Source organism: Virgibacillus subterraneus (assembly GCF_900110695.1).
GTDB classification, from domain to species: domain Bacteria; phylum Bacillota; class Bacilli; order Bacillales; family Amphibacillaceae; genus Lentibacillus; species Lentibacillus subterraneus.
This window is the reverse complement of the sequence record NZ_FOEH01000001.1, coordinates 309735-334343: the sequence shown is the minus strand read 5'-3', so window position 1 is coordinate 334343 and position 24609 is coordinate 309735. Positions and strand designations below refer to the sequence as shown.

The 24609-nt window shown below is 38.5% G+C and carries 20 protein-coding genes; 5 read left to right on the top strand and 15 right to left on the bottom strand.

Annotation, left to right across the window (positions count from 1 at the left end; all coding sequences use genetic code 11):
- Positions 1 to 3: 3 nt before the first annotated feature.
- From BMY13_RS01675 to gltB, 14 genes are all read right to left on the bottom strand, one after another.
- Positions 4 to 1155 (bottom strand): DegT/DnrJ/EryC1/StrS family aminotransferase, encoded by a 1152-nt coding sequence (locus tag BMY13_RS01675; RefSeq protein ID WP_092503391.1) that lies wholly within the window; start codon positions 1153 to 1155, stop codon positions 4 to 6.
- 52 nt (positions 1156 to 1207) lie between these two features.
- Complete coding sequence (locus BMY13_RS01670; protein WP_245735966.1) at positions 1208 to 1837, bottom strand: acetyltransferase; 630 nt, start codon at positions 1835 to 1837, stop codon at positions 1208 to 1210.
- A gap of 1 nt (position 1838) precedes the next feature.
- Positions 1839 to 2438: a sugar transferase gene (locus BMY13_RS01665; protein WP_092502024.1), complete on the bottom strand. Its 600-nt coding sequence runs from the start codon at positions 2436 to 2438 to the stop codon at positions 1839 to 1841.
- 157 nt (positions 2439 to 2595) lie between these two features.
- Complete coding sequence (gene galE / locus BMY13_RS01660) at positions 2596 to 3681, bottom strand: UDP-glucose 4-epimerase GalE (RefSeq protein WP_092502022.1); 1086 nt, start codon at positions 3679 to 3681, stop codon at positions 2596 to 2598.
- A 19-nt stretch (positions 3682 to 3700) separates the two neighbouring features.
- Positions 3701 to 4777, bottom strand: a complete 1077-nt coding sequence (locus tag BMY13_RS01655; RefSeq protein ID WP_092502020.1) for an EpsG family protein — start codon at positions 4775 to 4777, stop codon at positions 3701 to 3703.
- A 26-nt stretch (positions 4778 to 4803) separates the two neighbouring features.
- Positions 4804 to 5688, bottom strand: a complete 885-nt coding sequence (locus tag BMY13_RS01650) for a glycosyltransferase family 2 protein (RefSeq protein ID WP_092491274.1) — start codon at positions 5686 to 5688, stop codon at positions 4804 to 4806.
- A complete protein-coding gene (locus BMY13_RS01645; RefSeq protein ID WP_092502018.1) occupies positions 5685 to 6803 on the bottom strand; it encodes a glycosyltransferase family 1 protein in 1119 nt (372 codons plus the stop codon). The genes BMY13_RS01650 and BMY13_RS01645 overlap by 4 nt, the downstream gene beginning before the upstream one ends.
- Complete coding sequence (locus BMY13_RS01640; RefSeq protein WP_092491272.1) at positions 6788 to 7942, bottom strand: glycosyltransferase family 4 protein; 1155 nt, start codon at positions 7940 to 7942, stop codon at positions 6788 to 6790. Before BMY13_RS01640 ends, BMY13_RS01645 begins: the two co-directional genes overlap by 16 nt.
- Before the next feature lie 26 nt (positions 7943 to 7968).
- Positions 7969 to 8847 carry a UTP--glucose-1-phosphate uridylyltransferase GalU gene (gene galU / locus BMY13_RS01635; RefSeq protein WP_092502016.1) on the bottom strand — a complete coding sequence of 293 codons (879 nt, stop codon included), beginning with the start codon at positions 8845 to 8847 and terminating at the stop codon, positions 7969 to 7971.
- 21 nt (positions 8848 to 8868) lie between these two features.
- Entirely contained in the window at positions 8869 to 10695 is a 1827-nt protein-coding gene (locus BMY13_RS01630) for a polysaccharide biosynthesis protein (RefSeq protein WP_092502014.1), read from the bottom strand.
- Between the two features lie 307 nt (positions 10696 to 11002).
- Complete coding sequence (locus tag BMY13_RS01625; RefSeq protein WP_245735965.1) at positions 11003 to 11656, bottom strand: CpsD/CapB family tyrosine-protein kinase; 654 nt, start codon at positions 11654 to 11656, stop codon at positions 11003 to 11005.
- Positions 11646 to 12380 carry a YveK family protein gene (locus BMY13_RS01620; protein ID WP_175476687.1) on the bottom strand — a complete coding sequence of 245 codons (735 nt, stop codon included), beginning with the start codon at positions 12378 to 12380 and terminating at the stop codon, positions 11646 to 11648. The genes BMY13_RS01625 and BMY13_RS01620 overlap by 11 nt, the downstream gene beginning before the upstream one ends.
- Before the next feature lie 295 nt (positions 12381 to 12675).
- On the bottom strand, positions 12676 to 14160 hold the full coding sequence (locus tag BMY13_RS01615; RefSeq protein ID WP_092502012.1) for a glutamate synthase subunit beta: 1485 nt from the start codon (positions 14158 to 14160) through the stop codon (positions 12676 to 12678).
- Positions 14161 to 14743: 583 nt separating this feature from the next.
- Positions 14744 to 19366, bottom strand: coding sequence for a glutamate synthase large subunit (gene gltB, locus BMY13_RS01610; protein WP_092502010.1), 4623 nt, complete (start codon positions 19364 to 19366; stop codon positions 14744 to 14746).
- Between the two features lie 352 nt (positions 19367 to 19718).
- Here gltB and BMY13_RS01605 point away from each other — a divergent pair, with 352 nt between their 5' ends.
- The 5 genes from BMY13_RS01605 to BMY13_RS01580 all read left to right on the top strand — a co-directional run bounded on the left by BMY13_RS01605 (position 19719) and on the right by BMY13_RS01580 (position 24265).
- On the top strand, positions 19719 to 21161 hold the full coding sequence (locus BMY13_RS01605) for a sensor histidine kinase (RefSeq protein WP_092502008.1): 1443 nt from the start codon (positions 19719 to 19721) through the stop codon (positions 21159 to 21161).
- Positions 21154 to 21840 carry a response regulator transcription factor gene (locus BMY13_RS01600; protein ID WP_092502006.1) on the top strand — a complete coding sequence of 229 codons (687 nt, stop codon included), beginning with the start codon at positions 21154 to 21156 and terminating at the stop codon, positions 21838 to 21840. The genes BMY13_RS01605 and BMY13_RS01600 overlap by 8 nt, the downstream gene beginning before the upstream one ends.
- A gap of 139 nt (positions 21841 to 21979) precedes the next feature.
- A complete protein-coding gene (locus BMY13_RS01595; RefSeq protein WP_092502004.1) occupies positions 21980 to 22474 on the top strand; it encodes a hypothetical protein in 495 nt (164 codons plus the stop codon).
- Positions 22475 to 22495: 21 nt separating this feature from the next.
- The gene (locus BMY13_RS01590) at positions 22496 to 22894 is read left to right on the top strand and encodes a DUF6220 domain-containing protein (RefSeq protein ID WP_092502002.1); all 399 of its coding nucleotides are present in this window, start codon (positions 22496 to 22498) and stop codon (positions 22892 to 22894) included.
- A 369-nt stretch (positions 22895 to 23263) separates the two neighbouring features.
- The gene (locus tag BMY13_RS01580; protein WP_092501998.1) at positions 23264 to 24265 is read left to right on the top strand and encodes an LLM class flavin-dependent oxidoreductase; all 1002 of its coding nucleotides are present in this window, start codon (positions 23264 to 23266) and stop codon (positions 24263 to 24265) included.
- A 46-nt stretch (positions 24266 to 24311) separates the two neighbouring features.
- Here the strand turns inward: BMY13_RS01580 and BMY13_RS01575 are convergent, their stop codons facing one another.
- On the bottom strand, positions 24312 to 24560 hold the full coding sequence (locus tag BMY13_RS01575; RefSeq protein WP_092501995.1) for an SDR family oxidoreductase: 249 nt from the start codon (positions 24558 to 24560) through the stop codon (positions 24312 to 24314).
- Positions 24561 to 24609: the final 49 nt, after the last annotated feature.

Here is a 24609-nt window from a genome sequence, read left to right as displayed (position 1 = left end):
AGTCTATACCTCATGTTTTCTTAGGATAAAATAACTTGTATTTTTACCGATTTCACGAAACATATCTCGAATACATCTTATAACCCTCTGTTGATCGTCACCTGTTAAGTTTGACCCAGATGGAAGACATATTCCTGAGGTAAATAATTGTTCAGCAACATGCTCGTTCCCCTGGTGAGGATAATAACTTGCTTCTTTGAAGAGTGGCTGCATATGAAGGGGCTTCCATACAGGACGGGCCTCTATGTTTTCATTGTTAAGTGCTGTTAATAATTGTTTCACTGTCACCCCTGCTTCTTCCTCATTAAGAGTTAACGTTGTAAGCCAGCGATTCATCCTGGTTTCTTCCAATTCTGGCATAAACGTTATTCCGGGGAGGTTAGCTAATCCTTGATAGTAAATTTCATAAATGCTTCTTCTTGCTGAAACGCGACTGTCGAGTACTTGTAATTGCGTCCTGCCGACCCCAGCTAATATGTTACTCATCCGGTAATTAAATCCGACTGTGCTATGCTGATAGTGAGGAGCCTGATCAGCCTGACTTGCCAGGAACCTGGCTCGTTGTATGGCCTTGGCATCATTCGATATAAGCATGCCTCCGCCGGATGTGGTAATAATTTTATTGCCATTAAAGGAATAAATACCGAACTTGCCTAATGTGCCACTGGCTTTTCCTTTATAGGTAGTTCCAAGTGATTCAGCTGCATCCTCAATAATTGGTACATCATATGCGTCACAAATCTCCAAAAGTTCATCCATCTTGGAACTTTGGCCATACAAATTTACAATAATTACGGCCTTTGGCAGCCTTCCAGCAAGTGATGCTTCTTGCATCGCCCTTTCAAGTGCTTGTGGTGACATGTTCCATGACTCAGGTTCTGAATCAATAAAAACTGGATTTGCTCCTTGATATAAAATCGGATTTGCACTTGCTACAAATGTAAAAGTTGAACAGAAAACTTGATCACCCTTTGTTACATTTAATAAAGAAAGAGCCAAATGAATTGCGGCAGTACCCGAACTTACGGCTGCAGCATCTTTGACTCCAACTTTTTCTGCTATTTCCTTTTCAAACGCATCCACATTTGGACCTAGAGGCGCTATCCAATTTGTTTCAAATGCTTCATTTATATACTGTTGCTCCCTTCCACTCATATGTGGGAGTGATAAATTAATTCTCGGCTTTGTCAAAAAACCACCACCTTTTCTAAATCATTAATCGTTCAATTATTCTCGTCGGACTTCCAACGGCTTTGCTGAATGCTGGAATATGTTCTATTACTGTAGACCCAGCACCTATTACGGACCAGCTGCCAAGATGCTTTCCAGGAATTATTGCTGCCGTTGATCCAACATGCACCCCTTCGCCAGAAGTAACACCTCCAGTTAACGTTGCGTTTGGTGAAATATGTGTATAATCACCAATATTGTTGTCATGCTCTATGACTGCTCCTGTGTTAATAATACAGTGCATGCCGATTTTGGCACTTGCATTGACTACCGCATTTGGCATAATGACAGTTCCATTTCCGATTTCGGCAGAACTGCTTACAACTGCTGTTGAATGAATAACGGATAAAAATTGCTCGGGAAGTAAATTTACTTGGTCAACTATCTTCTTCCTAATTTTATTTTCTCCAATGGCAACCACTACTCGTGTATCGTGCTGAAATAATTGTGTTAAGTAATCTATTGGTGCATAAATAATTCCATTTTGTTTAAATCCACGTTTATGCTTATCATCCAAAATAGCAGTGACTTGATAGTTCACATTCGGAAATAACATCTCTTGTATGACTCTGCTATGTCCACCATCTCCTAAAATAATTACATTCACCCTACAGCACTTCTTTCGTGCCATTAAATTTTTCAATCGTAACAGAATCCCGGCCCGTGATTCCTTCTTTTTTGACTACTTTTAAAAAAGTTTTCAGCAGAATCCTGCAATCAAGAAATAGTGATCGGTTTTCGACATACCACGCATCAAGTCTGAACTTTTCTTCCCAGGTAATTGCATTTCTGCCATTTATTTGTGCCCAGCCAGTAATACCTGGTTTCACGGTATGACGCAATGACTGCTCCTTTGTGTAAAGAGGTAAATACTCCATCAATAATGGCCTGGGTCCAACTAAACTCATATCTCCCTTTAAAACATTGAACAACTGCGGGAATTCATCCAGGCTATACTTTCTAAGAAATTTCCCTAATGGTGTGAGCCTGACATCATCAGATAATTGCTTACTATTATGATAAAATCCGTTAGCCATTGTTCTGAATTTATATAAATAAAAGCCTTCACCGTTCAATCCGGGACGTTGTTGTTTAAACAATATTGGTCTCCCCATTCGCAACCAAATGATTACTGCCACTATAATTATTAAAGGAGAAAACAGTGCAACAATCATTATCGAAATGACACTATCAAGTAAGCGTTTCATTCACCTCTCACTCCTCAGGACATTATTTGGGTATTAGAAAACTAAGCATTCGTTAAAGGGAATCTTATGAAAGCGTATTTTGCTTTCTTAGAAGCCCTTATACTATGGTGTGCAAGCCTTAGTTGCACTTATGCAGTAAGAAAGTATTTATACTTTCTTACCTGCTTAAAAAATCCGCTGCATGTAGCTGCACCGGAGATTTACTAGCTTTATTTGTTTTAGTAACCTTTTCGTAACCATTTGGATTATTATATTGCCATCGCCATGTATCTTCACACATAGCATCTATGCCTCGGATTGGCTGCCAGCCGAGTTGTCTCTTTGCCTTTGACGGGTTTGCATAACATAAACATATTGCAGCATCACCTGGGCGCCGTTCCTCAATGCAGTAGGGGACTGTCTGATTAGTAGCCCTTTCAAATGCATTGATCATTTCGAGTACGCTATAACCTTTACCGGTCCCAAGATTGTATGCATCTACACCATTGGCATACTGAATCTTTTTTAAAGCTTTTATGTGACCAGCTGCTAAATCGACTACATGGATATAATCTCTGACACCTGTTCCATCTCTTGTTGGATAATCAATCCCAAACACCTGTAGTTGCTGTCTTTTTCCAACCGCAACTTGTGATATATATGGCATCAGATTGTTTGGAATGCCATTCGGATCTTCCCCAATACGACCAGTCTTATGAGCTCCGATTGGATTAAAGTATCTTAGTAAGGCAATACTCCATTCCTGGTCTGAACGATATACATCCCGCAACATCTCCTCAATCATTTGCTTTGTGCGACCGTATGGATTTGTCGCTCCAAGATGGGTTTCTTCTGTAATAGGTACGTTACCCGAAGTACCGTATACAGTCGCTGATGAACTAAATACAAGTTTTTTAACCCCATATTGTTGCATCACTTCACACAATGTAATAGTTCCTGTGATATTGTTTTTATAATAGCTAAGTGGATCGCTAACTGACTCGCCAACAGCTTTTAAGCCTGCAAAGTGAATGACTGAATCAATTTTGTTTTCTCTAAATACATCAGTAACATGTTCTTTATCAAGTAAATCAACATTATATGCTTTAAACTGTTTTCCTGTGATTTCTTTTACTCGCCTTAATGCTTCATCATTACTATTCGATAAATTATCCAGGACGATAATTTCGTAACCCTCATTAAGAAGCTCCACACATGTATGACTCCCGATATATCCAGCCCCTCCTGTTACTAGAATAGCCATTAAAATCTCCTCCTTTCAGCTACCAAATTAAATAGTCACTTTTATATAAAATATTGAGATTAATAACATTTTCAAAGAAGTAATATGCAAGGTAACATGCAACAATTCCAAAGTAGATAAATTTTTGATCCTTTTTAGTAAACACTTTTACAACCCATGAAATAAGAACTATCTGGTAAAGCTCAAAGTAAATTGAAATTCTGGCAAAAATCCAATTTTGTGTTGAGATAATCATAAAGACCAATCCAAGTATTGCCATATTTACGATATAATCACTTTCAGGAAATATCCGCCTCAGTTTATCTCTCCCTAAATAGGCAATAACTATGGGAGCTGCTGCAACCGCAACCCTCAGAAAGTTAGCACCACCTTCAGAAAAACTTTTGTAATGACTATACTGCGTATCATCTAATGCCGAAAACAATAATGCTGAAAAATAATCAAATCCTATAACAATAAACACAGAAAGCATAAGCAGTACTACGGTGGCCTTTGACCATGCCTTGAACCTAACTAAAAAGTAAATTGGTAATAATATAAGTGCACTTTGATGGAAGAAGGATGACAAAACTATAACTAAAGCATACTTCACGAAGCTTCCTTCAATTAAATATTTTGTAGCTGTAAAGGCTATTGCTGCCGCAAGCACTTGTCTTATCCCATTCATGGACACTAAAAATAGCCCACCCGTTATATAAACGTATAGGCTAATCTCAATCATCCTGGAATAATTATATAAAACCATTACAATAAGCACGTTTGTTATTAAGGCTGCCGTAAAAATCATGATTTGCGGATCTTCTGATATATACGACTTTAATAATCTTTGTAGAATGCCAAATCCGATATCCTTTTGGGCTAGAATGAAATCCCAAGAAAAATCATTTTGCTCATATATTCTTTTATAAACAAATGTATCTCCAATATTTGACCGAAGCCCTGATACAAGTATTAATGATAATAGTGCACCAGATATTAAAAGTTTGTTAGGTTTAATTGGAACAGGTGATTCAATTTCTTGTGCAGGGGACGCAAAGTATCGTGCAAAAAGAGAAAAACTGAAAACGATGGCAAGGTTTATCCATAATATTGTCATCTGAAGTTTCCTTTCAATCTAAAACATTAAACTGTCCTCGTTTTGGTTTTTATATATAGATATAATAAAATTCCTATAGGCAGTGCCGGAATAGTAAGCATTTTACTTGGTGTTTCCTGTAAAAATGACCAATTACGACCTAATAAACTGCTAGATACATAGTGGATTGCTTGCTTAAATTTAAATACAAAACTCGCGGATGGTATCTTCATTAATTCTTTACGATAAAAAGAAAACCCCTTTGGATTCCTGCGATATTGATGAAGCATGTTTCGCGAAGAACCATCTGGAAGATATTCGACACAGCATAACACTTCATTCATCAATAACATTTCATAGTCCTGATCGAGCATGTAATACTTGTATGCGAGACCAACATATTTTTCATTCTGAATGATCGGATATGGATAATTTTTGGTTAATTCTGTACGATAAACAAGCTTCTTATCACCTGTTACCCCATGCGTGTAATGCAGATTAAACAACGTGGAACACTTTATATGATCCGGCAAGATAGAACCAATTATTTGATTATTGCTGTCCGAATCAAGACCAATAATGCCACTAACATTATTACTTCCATACTTCTTCCAGAACGATAAAATCTTTTCCACTGCATCATCTGGCATATAGTCATCTGAATCAATACAAACATTTAATTCTGTATTGATCAGTTCGTATGCGGTGTTATGTGCACCATGCATTCCTTGATTTTCTTGGCGGTAATAGTTTATTTCAAGGATGCCTTCCTTAATCCACGACCTAACCAGGTCCTCGGTATCATCAGTTGACCCATCATCAATAATTAGCCAAATAAAGTCTTTACACGACTGGCGTTTCAGACTCTCGTAACAGATATGAAGACAATATGCCCGATTATATGCTGGGGTGAATATGGTTAGCTGTTTCATATAGCTGCTGCTCCTAATGCCAGATAGGATGCTTGTGTCTGCCCGGCTGTCTCCTTTATGTCATAGCCACTTTTCGATAAGGCGTGGTAATCAATTATTCTGGGTCTGATTTGTTTATCTAAACTTACAATACGTTTAATCCAAATGGCTGTATCTGTTAATGGCAGATAATCAACAAGTCCTGACCCCATATCAGCTTCCTTGGTAATCGTGTCAGCGATTAAACATGGAAGTCCTGCACCTTGTGCTTCTATTAAGGTTACTGGTAAACCTTCATGTATCGAAGGAAAAACAAAAATGTCAATGCCCTGAAGGATTGCGTCAATGTCATCCCGTACCCCCAGTAATTTCACCTTACCGTTTAAATTTAACGCATTAATCTTCGCTTCGATTTCTTTCCTTAGTGGCCCCTCACCAGCTATTAACAGAACAGAATTTGCTATCTGCTTATTCAGACCAGCGAAGATATCTAATAAATGTAATTGATTCTTCTGAGGTGCCATTCTTCCAACATGACCGAGGACCAGAGTATCTTTGTCCAGGTTTAGTTCTCTTCTGATAGCATTACGGATCTGCTGTGAGAATTTAAATTTATCCGTTTCAATTCCGTTTTTCAGGATAAAAGCCTCTCCTGATTTATTTTTAAATAACCATTTAGCTGCTGCATGCGAACAGGCATAATAATGTGTTGCATGTGCATTAATTTTGCTGCCTGCGTACCATTTATAGGTTCTTGATGTAAATCCACCTTCACTTTCCGTATTATGGCTATGAGCAATTCTTACCGGTATATTCGCTTTTTTAGCTGCTCTTAACACAAATCCGCTCATTTTATCCATGTGGGAATGGATGATTTTATACTCATGGTGTCTCTTCAGGAATTGATTCAGTGCACGGATAAAACCAGTATGTCCGGCATCAGTAACATATGGGATACGATGAATCTTACCTCCCATGCTTATTATTTCTGAGTCAAAGACTCCCTCTTTACATGTTAAAAAGTCAAATTGTACCTTTGAGCGATCTATGTTTCGGTAGAGGTTCATGATTAGGGTTTCAGCACCACCTCTGTTCATATTAACGACAACATGTAGTACCCTTAACGGGCTGCCCATACCGGTTCCCCCTCTTCCTGCATATAGGATCTATAAATTATTTCCTTCTCAGCCAATACTTTATTTGTAGAATACTTCGCGATAATTGCATTCCTTCCATTTTGCCCAAGCTGATGCTTCATATCGACTGCATTCGAAAGAGCTATTATTTTATTAGCAAACACCTGTGGCTCGAATTTAGCTAACAGCCAGCCTGTTTTGTTATTTTGAACAAGTTCTCTATGCCCTCTATTATCAACCGCTACGACAGGGAGCCCACATGACATCGCCTCCATGACATTGACAGGGAGTCCTTCTCTGTAGCTTGATGCAACTGCTATATCACACATTGGCAGAATCTGGTCAATATCCTTTCGAAAACCAAGAAAATCGACCATATGGCTTATTCCAAGACTATTTGCTAATTCCTGGCAGTTCTCTAATAAAGCACCTTCTCCAGCAAGCAGCAGCTTTGCATTTGGAATTTTTTCTTCTAGTAAAGCTAACGAGCGAAGGAGAAATTGCTGATTTTTATTTTTATTAAACTCAGCTGCATAAAATAATAAAAAGTCATCGGCATGATAGCCAAATGACTTTTTCAGTTCTGCCCGTTTATTTTCATTGATCGGCTTATAACGTACAGTATCGACTCCTACGCCATGAATTTGTTCCGTTCTTTCTGCTTTAAAGCGATGTTTGGTGGCAATATTATAATCTTCCTGATTAATCGTTATTAGACTGTCCGTATATCGTGATAAAAACTTTTCAATCGGATAATAGATAAACCAATTAATAAGAGGTGCGCCTTTACAGAAGTGGAATCCATGTGCTGTATAGATAACTTTTGTTCCTTGTTTTCTTGTCTGCTTTGCAGCGATTCGGGCAAGCACTCCTCCTAGGGGGGTGTGACAATGAATAATAGAATAATTATTCTGACTCATAACCTTCTTTAACTGCTTATAGGCTTCTATATTTGATTTGCTAAAAGGGGATCGTTCAATTGGAATATTATATTGATTATCTGTGTAAGGTAAATTTATGTTTCCTGCTGCAGCAACATCAACATCCCACCCTTGTTCCTTAAACCACTTCATATAAGGCAAATGAAAAGCTTTAAAATGATAATCAACTGTCGCACAGTACAGTATTTTCTTCGTCATGAACATCCCCCCTTTCGCTATAGTTTCTATTTTGTTAATTCTGTTTCGACAACTGTTGAAAGATAATCTAATAAGTCCTTACGCAAATCTTCCCGATCCAATGCTAATTCTATAGTTGTTTGGATAAATCCCATTTTCTCTCCAACATCATAACGCTTACCTTCAAAGTCATATGCATATACCGCTTCGTGCTTATTAAGCTCTGCGAGGGAATCTGTAAGCTGTATCTCATCTCCGGTACCTGGCTTTTGGTTACCCAGAATTTCGAATATTTGCGGACTTAGAATGTATCGGCCTAAGATGGCTAAATTGGATGGTGCATCTTCCTGTTTTGGTTTTTCCACCAGATTGTGAACATTATAGAGATGGTTTTCTATTGTACTTCCACCAACTATTCCGTACCTTGACACATCTTCATCTCTTACTGTTTGCACGCCAAGGATGGAGGCGTTATATCGGTTATACTGATTTATCAGTTGCTTCAGGCACGCAGTTTCAGATTTGACAATGTCATCTCCGAGCAGCACTGCAAAAGGTTCATTCCCGATGAATTTACGTGCACACCAAATTGCGTGACCAAGACCTTTAGGTTCTTTTTGGCGTATATAATGGATATCCACCATTTTTGAGGATTTTTGGACTTCGCTTAATAAGTCGAACTTCCCTTTATCGAATAAATTTTGTTCCAGTTCAAATGAATTATCAAAGTGATCCTCTATGGCTCTCTTTCCTTTGCCAGTTACGATAATAATGTCTTCAATCCCTGATTCAATTGCTTCTTCAACAATGTATTGGATCGTTGGCTTATCAACAATCGGCAGCATCTCTTTTGGCATTGCCTTTGTTGCTGGAAGAAATCTTGTTCCTAATCCAGCTGCTGGTATAATGGCTTTTTTTACTTTCATTGTATTCCCCCTCTATGCCTTTTATAATGAAATAGCTTTTCTTTGTTGTTGAACCACATCATTATTTGCGAGATTTATTAATTTTTTCCTGAGTAATTCTCTCTCAAATTTGGTATAACTTGAAACGATTTCTTCAATATCTTCCACATAAACACTTGTGGTTTTTCCGATATAAATCTTGGAGTACACTTGCTTTTTATTTACTTCATCTTCTTTTAACAACTCTTCAAAAAGCTTTTCACCTGGCCTTATCCCAGTGAACTCTAATCCAATTTCATCAATTGAATTACCGGATAGTTTGATAAGATTCTTGGCAAGCTCGACTATCTTTACCGGATCTCCCATATCCAGAATAAAGATCTCTCCACCTCTTGCCAATGCGCCGGCCTGAATAACCAATCTCGATGCTTCAGGGATAGTCATGAAATAGCGAACCATGTCTGGATGGGTCACTGTTACCGGGCCACCTTTTTCAATTTGCTTTTTAAATAGTGGAATGACACTTCCACGACTTCCTAATACATTGCCAAATCTCACTGCAACAAATTTTGTACTGCTATTTTGATCCATGTCTTGAATGACCATTTCGGCAAGTCTCTTTGATGCACCCATAACACTTGTTGGGTTGACAGCTTTATCTGTTGATACCATTACAAATGTGTCAACATTATTTAAATGTGCAGCATGAGCAATATTAGTTGTCCCGATAATATTATTCTTAACTGCTTCTTCCGGGTTACGCTCCATTAACGGAACATGTTTATGTGCTGCAGCATGGTAGATGACGTCAGGATTATATGTACTGACTACCGACAACATTTTCTCGGCATCCTGTATATCAGCTATTTCTGTTACGAAATCAATTTCATCCTTTTTAAAGTTCTCTTTCAGCTCCATTTCAATCGTATAGATACTGTTTTCACCATGGCCCAGTAAAACAAGCTGCTTTGGATTAAATTCTGAAATTTGTCTTGATATTTCGGATCCTATCGAACCACCAGCACCTGTAACTAAAACAACTTTATCCCTAATGTTGTCTGAAATGCTTTCGATATCCATTTCCACAGGATCCCGCCCTAGAAGATCTTCCACTTGAACATCACGAAATTGATTAACTGAAACTTTTCCTGTTATTAAATCCTCCAATAATGGAAGGATTTTCGTCTGTGCTTTTGTTTTAGCACATTCCTGAAAAATGATATTTAAATCTTTCTTACTAAGGGAGGGAATCGAAATGATGATATTATCAATCTCGAATTCTTTAACACATTCTGCTATCTGTTTCACCCCGCCTACCACGGGAAGACCTAGGATATCAAGCTGATGTTTCTTTAGGTCATCATCGATAAATGCAACTGGTAATAGATTCCCCTCATTATGTTTTAGTAGCTGTCTTGCAACCATTGTCCCAGCTGAACCTGCCCCAATAACTAATGTCCTGATTTTATTGTCCTGCTTATTCATTACTGAGTCACGGTATAATCTCCATACAAACCTTGAACCGCCAATTAGAAACATATCGAGCAGCCATGTAACGGCAAGAAGTCTAAATGAAATATCGTTTAGAAAAATAAATTGGATAACAGCCGCGGACAAAATGGAGTAGGATACTATCTTAAAGATTATTAATAATTCTTTTGTACTGGCATATTCCCAGACTTTTTTGTAGAGTTTGTATTTTACGGATAAAATATAGTGACACAACAATATTGCCATTGAAATTACAATTAACGGCACAGTAATAACATAGATACTTGCATTAACAAGAAAGCTGCTAATAAAAATCGCTGATAATACGATACACGAGTCAATAATGATGAATAAAGATAAGCGTTGCCGGTATGTCATACATATCCTCCTTTCTTTTAAAGGCCTTAAAATTAAATTATGTATGTATGGGCATTTAACCCGCCCTCACACCACACTACCGACGACTGGCGTCTAAGGTTTATATTGGATAAACCCACAGCATGATCGAGTGCCTACATCGATAATGGCAAGTAGACATCACCAAGATTTCTTAATAACAAATTTAAATAGCGATTTAATTCTTAATAGAGAACGTTTTGTGTTTAGAAAACCTGGCTTATCGCCAAGCCTTAATGATGAATATAGTATTTATGAAATCGACTCAACTGCCAATAAATTTGTATAACTACTTATTGACAATCACGCCTACTATTTCTGCATGAGCTAGGTCCAGAACCCTTTGTGCCTCAATGGCTTTCTCCATACCCGTCTTTCCACGTTGTAAAATTAAAACAACGCCATCACACATATTTGCCAGTATCCTGGTTTCTGTAAAGTCTAAAACAGTCGGAGAGTCGATCAGCACCATATCATAAGCACTTGTTTCTTTCTTTAAAAGATCTATCATCAACTCATTTCCTAGTAATTCAGCAGGGTTGACCAGTGTGGAACCACTTGTAAGTACCTTTAGTTTTCCAATTCCCGGAATGTACGTTGCCTCTTCAATCGATATTTTGCCAGTAAGTACATCCGTTAACCCAATTTCATTCGATGTTTTAAATACATTATGGATATTCGGATTTCTCAAGTTAGCATCGATTAACAATACTTTCTCCTTTTGCTGTGCCATGGAAACTGCCAGATTCGCTATTAATGTTGTTTTTCCTTCACCTGATCCTGGAGATGTCATTAGAAAAGTCTTATTTTCTTTCTCTTCCGTTAAAAATTTAATATTAGTGCGGATTGTTCTAAATTGGTCAGAAATTATCGAGTTTGATCTTGTGTATGTGATTAGATTTTGTTTTTTTAAGTTAGCAGTTTGTGTCCTTTTATTTAACATCAACTGTTTCACCTCTAATTTCAAGTTGCTTATGTTTTGTTTGCTGGGCCGTTAATTTCTTCTTATTCATATTGGAAACAGTTCCAAGTACATGCACCCCTAATACTTCCTCAATTTCAAGTTCTTTATTGATTGTGTCATCCATTGAATCCAGTAAAAACACCAATCCCGTTCCAGCAATAATTCCAAATACAAATGCAATGATGACGGTTTTATTTTGCCCCCCATTTATAGGAGTAGCATTCACCATCGCTTCATTTAAAATCTGTACGTCATTAAAATTAAGTATGTTCGCTACTCTGCTTTTAAATGCCACTGCTGTTGAATCTGCTATAGCAGCAGCTAACTGCGGATCAGTATTCGTGACAGATATATTAATAATCTGAGAATCTTCCACTCTCTGTACTTCTATCTGACTTTTAATATTTCCTGATGACTGTGATAACCCTAAGTCTTCCTTAACCATATTCATAACGATTGAATCTGTAACCATGACCATAATCGTGCTCATAGACTCGGCTTCTGGGCCAATAATGACATCCGTTGAGGTATTATAAATTGGAGTGCTATTCGCACTTATATAAAAATGCCCTGCTAAAGTAGTGATAACAGTAATTAATGCAATTATCCAAAACCTCTTTTTAATTAGAATAAAAAAATCCTTTAAATTTACTTCTTTAGCTGTTCTTCGATCTATGTATCGATTTTGTTTTAATCTGCTCAATAGCACCAGCCACCCTATCTTTTATAGAATTACATATATATGCATAAAACACATTTATATTCTTTATAACGAACATTTATTCCAAAAAAAATTTCCTTTGCTCATGAGGATATAATATATATGATTAATACTTATTTTAGTTCTTTATAATGAACAAGTCAACAGTTATTTGGTAATTATATTTAAATTTTTGCTAATTAATACTTAATAAAGAACATACGCTTGTATTTTCCCTACTTATTAATCAATTATTTTACCCAATTAAAAAGCACCCCCAATTGGGGAGTGCTTTATTTTATGGCAATACGGTTTCGCCCATCAAATATCGATCACATTCACGTGCAGCTTCCCGGCCTTCATTAATAGCCCATACAATAAGGCTTTGACCTCGGCGCATGTCACCAGCAGCGAACACGCCATCGACGTTTGTTGTGTATTCACCATATTCAGCTTTAATAGTAGAATTTGGACTTCGTTCAACATTAAGCTGATCCAGCAAGTCCTGTTCTGGTCCGGTAAAACCGATTGCAATCAAAACAAGATCGGCCGGCCAAACTTTTTCAGTGCCTGGTATTTCGTCACGAACCTTTTTCCCGCCTTCATAGCGAAGTTTTACGTTGACCGTATGAACTTCTTTAATATGTCCATTCTCATCGCCAACAAATTTCTTGGTCATAACTGCATATGCTCGAGGATCCTCACCAAGCGTGCTTGCTGCTTCCTTATGACCGTACTCAACTCGGTGAATCACTGGGTATTGCGGCCATGGGTTTGTTTCCACATCACGTGTTGAGCCTTTTTTATCATAAATATCAAACTGTGTAAGACTCTTACAGTTGTGACGTACAGACGTAGCAAGACAGTCGGTTCCAGTATCACCGCCACCGATGACAATAACATCTTTGTCAGTAGCAGAAATATAGTTACCATCAGTCAAATTAGAATCAAGCAAGCTTTTTGAGTTTGCGTGAAGAAAATCCATCGCATGGTGAACACCTTTTAGTTTACTACCCTCTACCTCGATATCACGGTGAACTGCAGCGCCACCGCATAGAATAGTAGAATCGTAATCTGATTTAAGCTCAGAAACTGTTATATCTTTACCAACTTCGGTATTTGTTATAAATGTTATACCTTCCTGTTCCAAAATATCCACACGGCGTTTTACAATCTCGTAAGATAGTTTCATCTCAGGAATTCCATATGTTAGTAATCCACCTACACGGTCACTGCGTTCAAATACCGTAACGGTATGTCCTGCTTTATTCAACTGAGCAGCGGCAGCAAGTCCAGCTGGACCAGATCCTACGACTGCAATCTTTTTACCTGTACGTTTCTCGGGAGGATTTGGCACAACCCATCCTTCGTCGAAACCTTTTTCGATAATAGAGCGCTCAATTGTCTTAATTGCCACAGGTGGTTCATTTATACCTAACACACATGCTCCTTCACAAGGGGCAGGACATGCGATTCCTGTAAATTCAGGGAAATTATTCATTTCATGTTCACGTTCTAATGCCTCTTTCCATTTACCTTCATAAACAAGATGATTCCATTCAGGAATAAGGTGGTAAACAGGGCAACCAGTTGTTACGCCATTGATTTCCATTCCTGTATGACATGTTGGGACACCACAGTCCATACAGCGTGCCCCTTGCTGCTGCACTTCTTGTTCAGACAATGGCTTTGTATAGTCGACCCAGTCTTTGGTACGCTCGGCTGGGTCTCGTTCTTTTTGTGCTTGACGGCTATATTCCATAAATCCCGTTTGTTTCCCCATTAGACTCCTCCTTCTTTTGTGAAAATTCTTTTCGTAAGGATCTTTTCATAAACTTTTGTTGCTATTTAAACCCCGCAGTTGATATAAAATACGACACATACTAGGATTACCGATTGTAGTATTTAGTGTGGTTCTCTAACCACGCAGTTGGAAGATACTCGCTTTCCGTGGGCTCACCACGAGCCTCCTCGCTCGCAAAGAACGCTCACTGTGGGTCTCTTAGGATCGCTGTCCCACAGGAGTCTCGCATATTCCAACTGCTGGTTTAAATGGTTTGAAATCTAGTTTTTCTATCTCAATATACACTTTGTAAATTTTTAGGATATAGTAAGCAAAATCCAGCTTCGGAAATACACGAAGACTCCTGCGGGAGGATAGGCATAGGTGAGACTCTGAAATGCTTCAGCATGAAGAGGCTCACCAGCCGCCCGCGGAAAGCGAAGTGTATTTCCGCAGCGGTGTCATAGCACTCAACTATTTTTCCACATTACTTCGCAGTTTATATCTTTCGCGACAAATACACTATCTTTTACAAAACAGACTTTATGAAATACCAATTATTCGATGTGCACTTTAACCGATATCACTTCATAACGGGTTCCAATTTTTCTATCTCCGTTTTTATTTTACTGACTCCATTTTTACTTTCTTCAAATGCCTTCATTTCAGCATCAAATTTCGTTAAACCGCTATTTTTCAGCTCTTGAATTCGATTTTGAATTTTAATGTACGATTTAGGGATAACTCGAACAAAACGACCTGCATATATCTCCCAATAAGCAAGAATTCGTTTTGCATGCTTACTTCCAGTATAAAGGATATGCCGTTCGATCATTTCTTTAATATCATTTATTTCTGACTGATTAGTCAGTGGGTCCACACTTACCAGCTCAGGATTCACATTCTCATTAAACGTGCCTTCCTCATCAAATACATATGCAACACCACCTGACATGCCTGCTGCAAAGTTACGACCAGTTTGGCCTAATACGACTACTTTCCCACCAGTCATGTACTCGCAACCATGGCCGCCAACTCCTTCTACAACTACGTTTGCACCACTATTTCTAACACAAAAACGTTCGCCAGCAATTCCTTCAATATACGCTTCACCGGCTGATGCTCCGTAAAAGGCAACATTTCCAACAATAATATTATCTTTAGGCTGAAAAGTTGTAACTGGATCAGGATGCACAATAATCTTTCCACCTGATAATCCTTTTCCAACAAAGTCGTTGGCATCTCCTACAAGGCGTAAAGTCATGCCCCGCGGAATAAACCCTCCAAAGCTTTGACCGGCCGACCCTTTGAGGGTCAAGTCAATAGTGTCTTCTGGCAGTCCTTCCTCACCGTAGCGACGAGTTATTTCACTTCCCAGCAGCGTACCAGTAACCCGATTAATATTACGAATCGCTGTTGTGAATTGAACAGGCTCTTTATTGTCTATTGCCCGCTGACAGCTTGGAATGAGTTCTTGGTAATCAAGGGTTTTCTCGATTCCGTGATCTTGCTTTATCTTGTTATATCTACCAACCTTTGCTGGCAGATCTGGTTGGTAAAGAAGCGCAGATAAGTCAACATCTTTTGCTTTCCAGTGATCAATGTTTTCATTTCTCTCGAGCGAATCGGTGTTACCAACCATTTCGTTTATTGTTCTAAAGCCTAATTCTGCCATGATTTCGCGTGTTTCCTGTGCGATAAATCGCATAAAATTCGCAACATGCTCTGCTTCGCCTGTGAATTTTTTACGTAATTCCGGATTTTGTGTTGCCACACCTACCGGACACGTATCTAAATGACAAACTCGCATCATTACACAGCCTAGTACAACGAGTGGGGCTGTTGAAAACCCATACTCTTCTGCCCCAAGCAATGTCGCATAAACAACATCATGACCAGTCATCATTTTTCCATCAGCTTCCACAGCGATACGGTCTCGTAAACCGTTCAATAAAAGAGTTTGATGGGTTTCAGCAAGTCCGATTTCCCATGGCAGCCCAGTATGCTTAAGGCTAGTTCTAGGAGCCGCACCGGTTCCACCGTCATAGCCACTAATTAACACATGATCAGCACGACCTTTTGCTACACCAGCAGCAATCGTTCCAACACCAACAGCAGATACAAGCTTAACGCTAATCCGAGCATCTGGATTCGTGTTTTTCAAATTATGGATTAACTCGGCTAAGTCCTCAATTGAATAAATATCATGGTGCGGTGGCGGTGAAATTAATTCAACCCCAGGAGTTGATCCACGAACCTCGGCAATCCACGGATATACTTTTTGGCCTGGAAGATGTCCACCTTCACCAGGCTTGGCACCTTGAGCGACCTTGATTTGAATTTCATCTGCATTAACAAGGTAATGACTATTCACACCAAATCTACCAGATGCAACCTGTTTAATAGAGCTTCGTCTAGTATCACCGTTGGCATCAGGCGTAAATCGATTTGGATCCTCACCGCCTTCACCAGAATTGCTTTTCCCGCCAATGCGGTTCATAGCAACTGCCAGTGCTTCATGGGCTTCCTGACTTATTGCTCCGTATGACATTGCACCAGTTTTAAATCTGGCACAAATAGCTTCAACCGATTCAACTTCTTCAATCGGAACCGAGGTTTGTTTTTTATAACGCATTAATCCACGAAGTGATTGCAGATTGTTTCGTTCATCAGTCAGCAGCTTAGAATATTTTTTGAAAGTATCATAGCTGTTCGTCCGACATGCATGCTGCAGCATATGGATTGTATTCGGATTATATTGATGGTCTTCGCCGTCTCCTCGGAACTGAAACTCGTCTCCTGCAGTTAAAGCTTTGTTGCCGCCACGGTTCTCAGTAAACGCTGCTTGATGACGTAATAGTACTTCTTGTTCAATTGTCTTTAAGCCTATACCGCCAAGTCTTGATGCTGTTCGGGTGAAATATTTATCTATCACATCGCTCCGAATACCGACAGCTTCAAAAATCTGTGCGCCACGATAACTTTGAATCGTTGAGATTCCCATCTTGGACAAAATTTTAATAATACCATCTGTAACAGAAGTAATATATTGATCAATTGCTTCATGCTTAGACGAAACAGCTTCGATGTCATTATTTTCAACGAGATCACCAATTGTATCAATCGCCAAATAAGGATTTATCACTTCTGCTCCATACCCTATAAGCGTTGCAAAGTGATGTACCTCTCTCGGTTCGCCTGATTCAACTAATAGACTAACTTTAGTTCTGATACCTTTTCGAATCAGGTAGTGATGCAGTCCTGAAACGGCTAATAACGCTGGTATCGCAGCTTTTTCCTCTTTAACACCGCGGTCGGATAATATAAGCAGCGTCGAACCATCAGCTATTGCTTCATCTGCTTTTTCAAACAGAACATCTAACGACCCCTCTAGACTTCCTTTTTTTGCATCGAAAAGGGTGGATAACGTTGCTGCTTTGAATCCAGGCAAATGCTCTGCACGGAGCTTTTCCAACTGGTCCTTAGTTACAATAGGAGTTTTTAACCTTATATGCTTACAACTCTCCGGCCCCGGATTAACCAGATCTCCCTCAGCACCAATCGTCGTTTGTGCCATCGTTACAATCTTTTCGCGGATCGCATCGATTGGCGGGTTCGTGACTTGGGCAAATAGCTGCTTAAAATAGTTATATAAAAGCTGTGGTTTTTTTGAAAGAACAGCAAGTGGTGAATCATAGCCCATTGAACCAATCGGATCTTTTCCATCACTGACAAGTGGCTTGATAATTTTATTTAATTCTTCACGTGTATAGCCAAACGCTAGCTGTTGCTCTAATAATGAATCCTCACGATACGATGGCTGCTGCACTGTAGTTCCAGGAATATCCTCAAGATTTTTCATGTTCGTAAGCCAATCTTTATATGGCTCCTCAGCAGCAATTTCCATTTTAATTTCTTCATCTGGTACTATGGTTCCTTTTTCCAAATCCACAAGCAGCATTTTCCCTGGATGCAATCGTTCTTTGTAAAGGACTTCATCAGCAAATATGTCCAGAGCACCTACTTCTGACCCAAGCACAATCATGCCACCTTTTGTAACATAATAACGTGCTGGCCTTAGCCCGTTTCGGTCCAAACATGCACCAATCTGATTGCCGTCAGTATATACGAGTGCTGCAGGGCCATCCCACGGTTCCATTAATGTACTATGAAATTCATAGAAATCACGTTTCTCCTGATTCATTGCTTCATCATTCGCCCATGGTTCAGGCACCATCATCATTGCAGTATGGGCTAGTGAACGACCTGATAAATGTAAGTATTCAAATGTATTATCGAATATTGATGAGTCACTTCCATCATCATCAATAACAGGCAATATTTTTTCTATATCCTCATCACTAAAATACTCTGATGAACAAAGCTGTTCACGTGCATGCATCCAATTTACATTACCTCGTAAGGTATTAAACTCACCATTATGAATGGTATATCGATTTGGATGTGACCGTTTCCAGCTTGGGAAGGTGTTCGTACTAAAGCGAGAGTGTACTAATGCTAACGCGGATTTAAAATTCGGATGGTTTAAATCAATATAGAAGGAATCCAGCTGCTCAGGAATAAGCATACCCTTATACACAATTGTGCGGGTTGATAAGCTGCTAACGTAAACGTCCTCAAATCCTGTTAGACTGGCAAGTTCCTTTTCCACCCGTTTACGAATTACATATAGTTTACGTTCAAATGCCATTTGATCAGTCAGGTCATCTGATTTCTGAATAAACACCTGACGGATAAACGGCTTACGCTTAGCCGCAACTTTTCCAATAAAGGATTCGTTTATTGGTACAGGTCTCCAGCCCAGAAAGGTTTGGCCCTCTTCGCGAATAATATTTTCAAATATCTCCTTACTCTTTAGTCTAGTCTCACGGTCTTGCGGGAGAAAAGTCATCCCAATGCCATATTCACCAGCTTGAGGTAAAGTGATATTTTCTTTTTCACATTGCTTTTGGAAAAATCGATGAGGAATCTGTGTAAGTATACCAGCACCATCACCTGTACTTGTGTCAGCTGACTGACCACCACGATGCTCTAAATTACACAGAATGTTTATCGCATTTTGTACGATGTTATGTGTCTTTTTGCCATTTATATTTGCAATCATCCCAATACCGCATGCTTCGTGTTCCAAATCAGGATGATACAGTCCCTGCGATTCAGGAAATCCATTTTTAGTTCTTGTCATCACAACAACTCCTCTCTTTTGTGGTGCCTTTATTCCCCGGTTTTTGTTCGATATTTACCAAGCCGGGATCAACTTTCTTTTAAAACGGTGTCCTTCAGTATATCATAAATACATTTTTAACTCAAAATTCAGATAAGTTATTTACATACATTAGTATACAAAATGGTCGCTTGTAAACGCTGTCATTTTAGTATTTACAAAACTTTTTATGCACCTTTAATGCATTACTGACAAGGGATTAAGAGTAAATGTGACTAAAATTGAAATTTTTTTATAAAAAGTTTAGATTTTTTTAGAACTTGTTTAGATTTTTGCGTTATGCTAAAGAATATAACAACTGAAGGTGGATATTATGTCAATACGTAAACGGCTTTTTATATCAAATGCAGCAATGATTGTTATGCCAATCATTTTTATAATAGTTATCGTTATTTTATTAAACATCGTCATTAGTGGCGGTTTTAATCAATTCCAGAAAGGAGGATGGAATTCGATGGAAGAAAATGATATAGAAACTTTTAATAGCTTAAAAAAAACGGCATCATTGGAACAGGGTAAATTAGATGACCCTGCCTATCTCCAATCGCTAACAAACCAGCTGGAAGGCGATGAAAGCGGAATAGTTATTCGTAAGGGTTCAGAGCTTTCTTACACGTCGAATCGTATAGGAGATATCTCATATCACGATCTTCCACAATTTGGTAAAAATGAGTTCAACACCAGACCTCCGTTTGGACATGATAAATATACCATTAAGCAGTATGATTTTTATTTTGACAATGGCACAGAGGGTTCTATTTTTCTATTAAGTGAATCTTCATCATTCGCACAATTTGCCAGAACATTTTTTCCGATATTATTTATTAGTTTAATACTCCTGCTTATCCTTACTAATGTGCTCTTATCTTATTTTATGTCTAAAGGCATCCTAAAACCGGTCCGTCAACTATCAAATGCTGCAGCAAATATCCGCAATGAAAATCTTGATTTTTCTGTCAAACCAGTAAGCAAGGATGAGTTAGGTGAATTGGTTAAATCTTTTGATGAAATGCGATTACAATTGAAGGAGTCAATGGAGCTACGTGATAAATATGAAAATAACCGTAAAGAATTGATTGCTAATATTTCACATGATTTGAAAACCCCTATCACTTCAATAATGGGCTACGTGGAGGGGATACAGGATGGTGTTGCCAATACAAAAGAAAAACGAGGAAGGTATTTGGAAACCATACATGCCAAAGCTGAATATATGGATATGTTGATTAAAGAACTATCCCTATATTCCAAACTGGATGTAAAAAGCCTTCCGTTCCATTTTGAGGAAGTAAATATTAAAGCATTTGTGAAAGATTATCTGGAAGAAATGAAGCCAGAACTTATGGACAACAAAGTTCAATTAACATTTAACGAGAATGCAGTTTCGCAAACAACTGTTTCATTGGATAGAGACAAACTCATTCGTGTGATGAACAATATTATTTACAACAGTATAAAATACATCGATAAAAGCGAAAGCATCATAAAAATTTCACTTAAGGATCTTGGCAATATGGTTGAAGTACGTATTAGTGATAACGGTCCAGGGGTTTCGGAAGTAGACCTTGCCAACATTTTTAACCGATTTTACCAAACAGATCCATCACGAAATAAAGGGGGAAGTGGACTTGGTCTTGCGATAGCTTCACAAATTATTAAAGCTCATGGTGGTACAATCAGTGCTACAAGCCCTCAAAATGGGGGATTAACTATTTGCTTTACCCTTAATAAAACTGAAGGTGATAAACATGCGTAGGATATTAATCATTGAAGATGACAAGAGCATTGCAGAATTGGAACAGGATTACCTTGAAATAGAAGGTTTTGAAGTCGTAATTGCTTCAGATGGAGAAAGCGGTTTAGAAGCTGTATCGCGACAGCACTTCAATCTTATTTTACTAGATCTAATGCTTCCTAATATAAGTGGTTTTGAATTATGCAAAAAAATACGCATAAATTCCAATATTCCTATCCTCATGGTTACAGCTAAGGATGAAGATATTGATAAGGTACGCGGCCTTGGACTTGGCGCTGATGATTATATTGTAAAACCGTTCAGTCCCAGCGAATTGGTGGCACGAGTAAAAGCGCATTTAGCCAGATATGAACGCTTGATTAAGACCAATGACACTACCGAGGATATTCATAAAAGCGGACTTCGAATAAATATAGCATCCCGACAAGTTTTTATCCACGAAAAGGAAGTTCCATTTACCACTCGTGAATTCGACTTATTAACATTCCTGGCTAAGCACCCAAACCAGGTTTTTAGTAAAGAGCACTTATTTGAAAGAATATGGGGAATCGAATCCATGGGTGACACAGCGACCGTAATCGTTCATGTGAAAAAAATACGCAAGAAGATTGAAAAGGATACAGCTAATCCACAATTTATTCAAACAGTGTGGGGATCCGGATATCGATTTAAAGGCTAAACCATTCCGTTACGGGTGGTTTTTTTGTTTCTTTTTTTTCATCAGATGTTTATAAAAAGTTTACAAATGCTTTAGTAAGGGTTTATATCTGCTTGTTACATTAGAATAGCAGAACATTTCCTTACGAGGTGGTGAAAAAATGAAACTATCCATTACGCCTAAAAGGTGGTTATTAACTGCCCATATCCTGTTTGCGGCAATCATGCTAGGTAATATGGTAACTTTCTTGCTATTGAGTATAACCATAGCTGTTACGGAGAATGGACAGCTTATCGAAAGCAGTTACCAAGTCATGCATTTATTATCCAAAACTTCCGTTAAAGCATCGACATTCGGAACGATTATCACCGGCATCCTTCTTTCTATCTGGACAAAATGGGGGCTATTTAAATTTTATTGGATTATCGCAAAAGAGTTATTAACAATTCCAATATTCGCGTTAAATTTGTGGGGAATGTACTACTGGACATTACAAGCATTTGAGTTGATTGAATCATCAGGGGCACGCGCAGATATTTTCATCGTACAGGCAGAGCTTTGGATAGGGATAATCATTCAACTCATTTCACTACTTCTCATGTTTGGACTATCTGTCTTTAAGCCATGGGGAAGGCGTACTACGGTTTCTAAATGAATATAAAAAAGGAGGGAATTCATGAAAACTGAAACACTTTCGAGTACCGATCGTATAGTTCGAGGAATCTTAGCAGTAATTTCCCAGTTATTTTTCATTTGCGTAGTTATTCAGGTATTTCTTGCTGGCATTGCAACCTTTGTTAATTATGGTGATTGGGAATTGCATACAACTTTCATTCATTACTTTGAATTCACCCCAATTATCATGCTGATTCTTTCATTCTTTGTAAGGGTCCCTAATAAATTACGGTGGGATTATGCAAGTCTGTACCTCTTAATCATTATGCAATATGTGACAACACAGTTAACTGGAAGTGCACCCTTTGTAACCGCAATCCATCCAGTTATCGCATTAGTATTATTCTGGAGATCGCTTGTTACTGTGAAGTCAACTATGAAAATGATGCAATTAAAATAAAAAACTATAGGAGAGTTGATCATTATGTATGGAGAATACTTTCATCCATTCGGGTTCTTTCTCTTTATATTACTCTTCACATTATTCATTACAAACATTATCATGTGGAAGCGCAGAAACAGTGAGAGGTGCTATTATAATAGTGGTAGCCCCAACGCAATAGCTACCTTGGATAATCGCCTCGCTAAAGGCGAGGTTAGTATAGAGGAGTATAAGGAGATCAAGGAAACCTTAAAACATTAAATAGTTGCCATCAAAAGTTAAGAACTTTTGATGGCTTTTTTTATACAAAAAGAGGAGCTTGTTAAAGCTAATAATTGGACGTTCTGTTATTATCGTCGTATCATTTCTCAATAAGGAGTGAATAAAATGACTAAAAAAACATTTAACAATATACCGCTATCCGTATTGGACCTTGCTCCTGTACTGGAAGGCAGTGATCCAGCAGAATCTTTTAAAAATAGTGTAGAACTTGCTCAAAGTGTTGAAAAAAACGGCTTTAACCGGTTTTGGCTTGCAGAACATCACAACATGCCTGGGATTGCGAGTTCAGCAACGTCAGTAATAATCGGACACATCGCTGGTGCAACCAATCACATGCGTGTCGGCGCTGGTGGTGTTATGCTACCAAACCACGCAACATTAGTTATCGCAGAACAATTTGGCACACTTGAATCCATGTATCCGGGGCGAATTGATCTCGGCTTAGGGCGTGCACCCGGAAGTGATCAAGCTACAGCATATGCCTTGCGTCGTACGTTGAATCAACGTGTGGAGGACTTCCCATTACAAGTTGATGAGCTTGAAGCATATTTTGAGGGAACTGCCAGAGTCAGATCTGTTCCAGGCGAAGGATTAAATATTCCAATTTGGCTATTAGGCTCAAGTGGATTCAGTGCACAACTGGCTGCAAAAAAAGGCTTGTCATTTTCTTTCGCAAGTCACTTCGCACCAGATTACACGATTCCAGCTTTGAATCTTTATCGTGACAATTTTAAACCATCTGATACATTAGCAAAACCTTATGCAATGGTTGGCGTAAATGTAATTGCTGCCGACACAGATGAACAAGCAGAGTACTTAGCAACATCACAGCAACAACAATTCCTAAGTATAAGACAAGGAAAACCTACAAAATTGCAACGTCCAATTGATGATATTGACAGCGTTTGGACCGAAATGGAAAAAGCTGCAGTCGAACAATCAATCAATTCCCGCTCAACCATTGTCGGAAGCAAGGAAACTGTAAAACAAGGACTCGAAAAGTTCCTGGAAGAAACCCAAGCTGATGAAATGATTATCAACTCACAAATTTTTGACCAGGAAGCCCGGAAACGTTCTTATGAAATCGTTGGAGAACTGATGGACTAGAACGATAAAATGCCCCTCACTATTACATGAGGGGCATTTTAATATATCATTTAACTGTCCACCCACCATCAATTTTGATTGGTGCTCCATGGATAAAATCTGATTTATCACTTGCTGAAAATACAGATAAATAAGCAATTTCCTCCGGCTTTGCTGCGCGGACTGCTGGAGTATCATTCAGCAATTCTGCAAAGCCTGAACAGCTGGCATTTATGCGATTTTGGCGATTTATAGTTGTGCATATATCCAATAAGAAAGGATTTACTACTTTCTTACCTGTAAAATATTCATTCATTTAAGCACAATTACAGACGGACACCTATATGTTGTATTAAAAGCATATA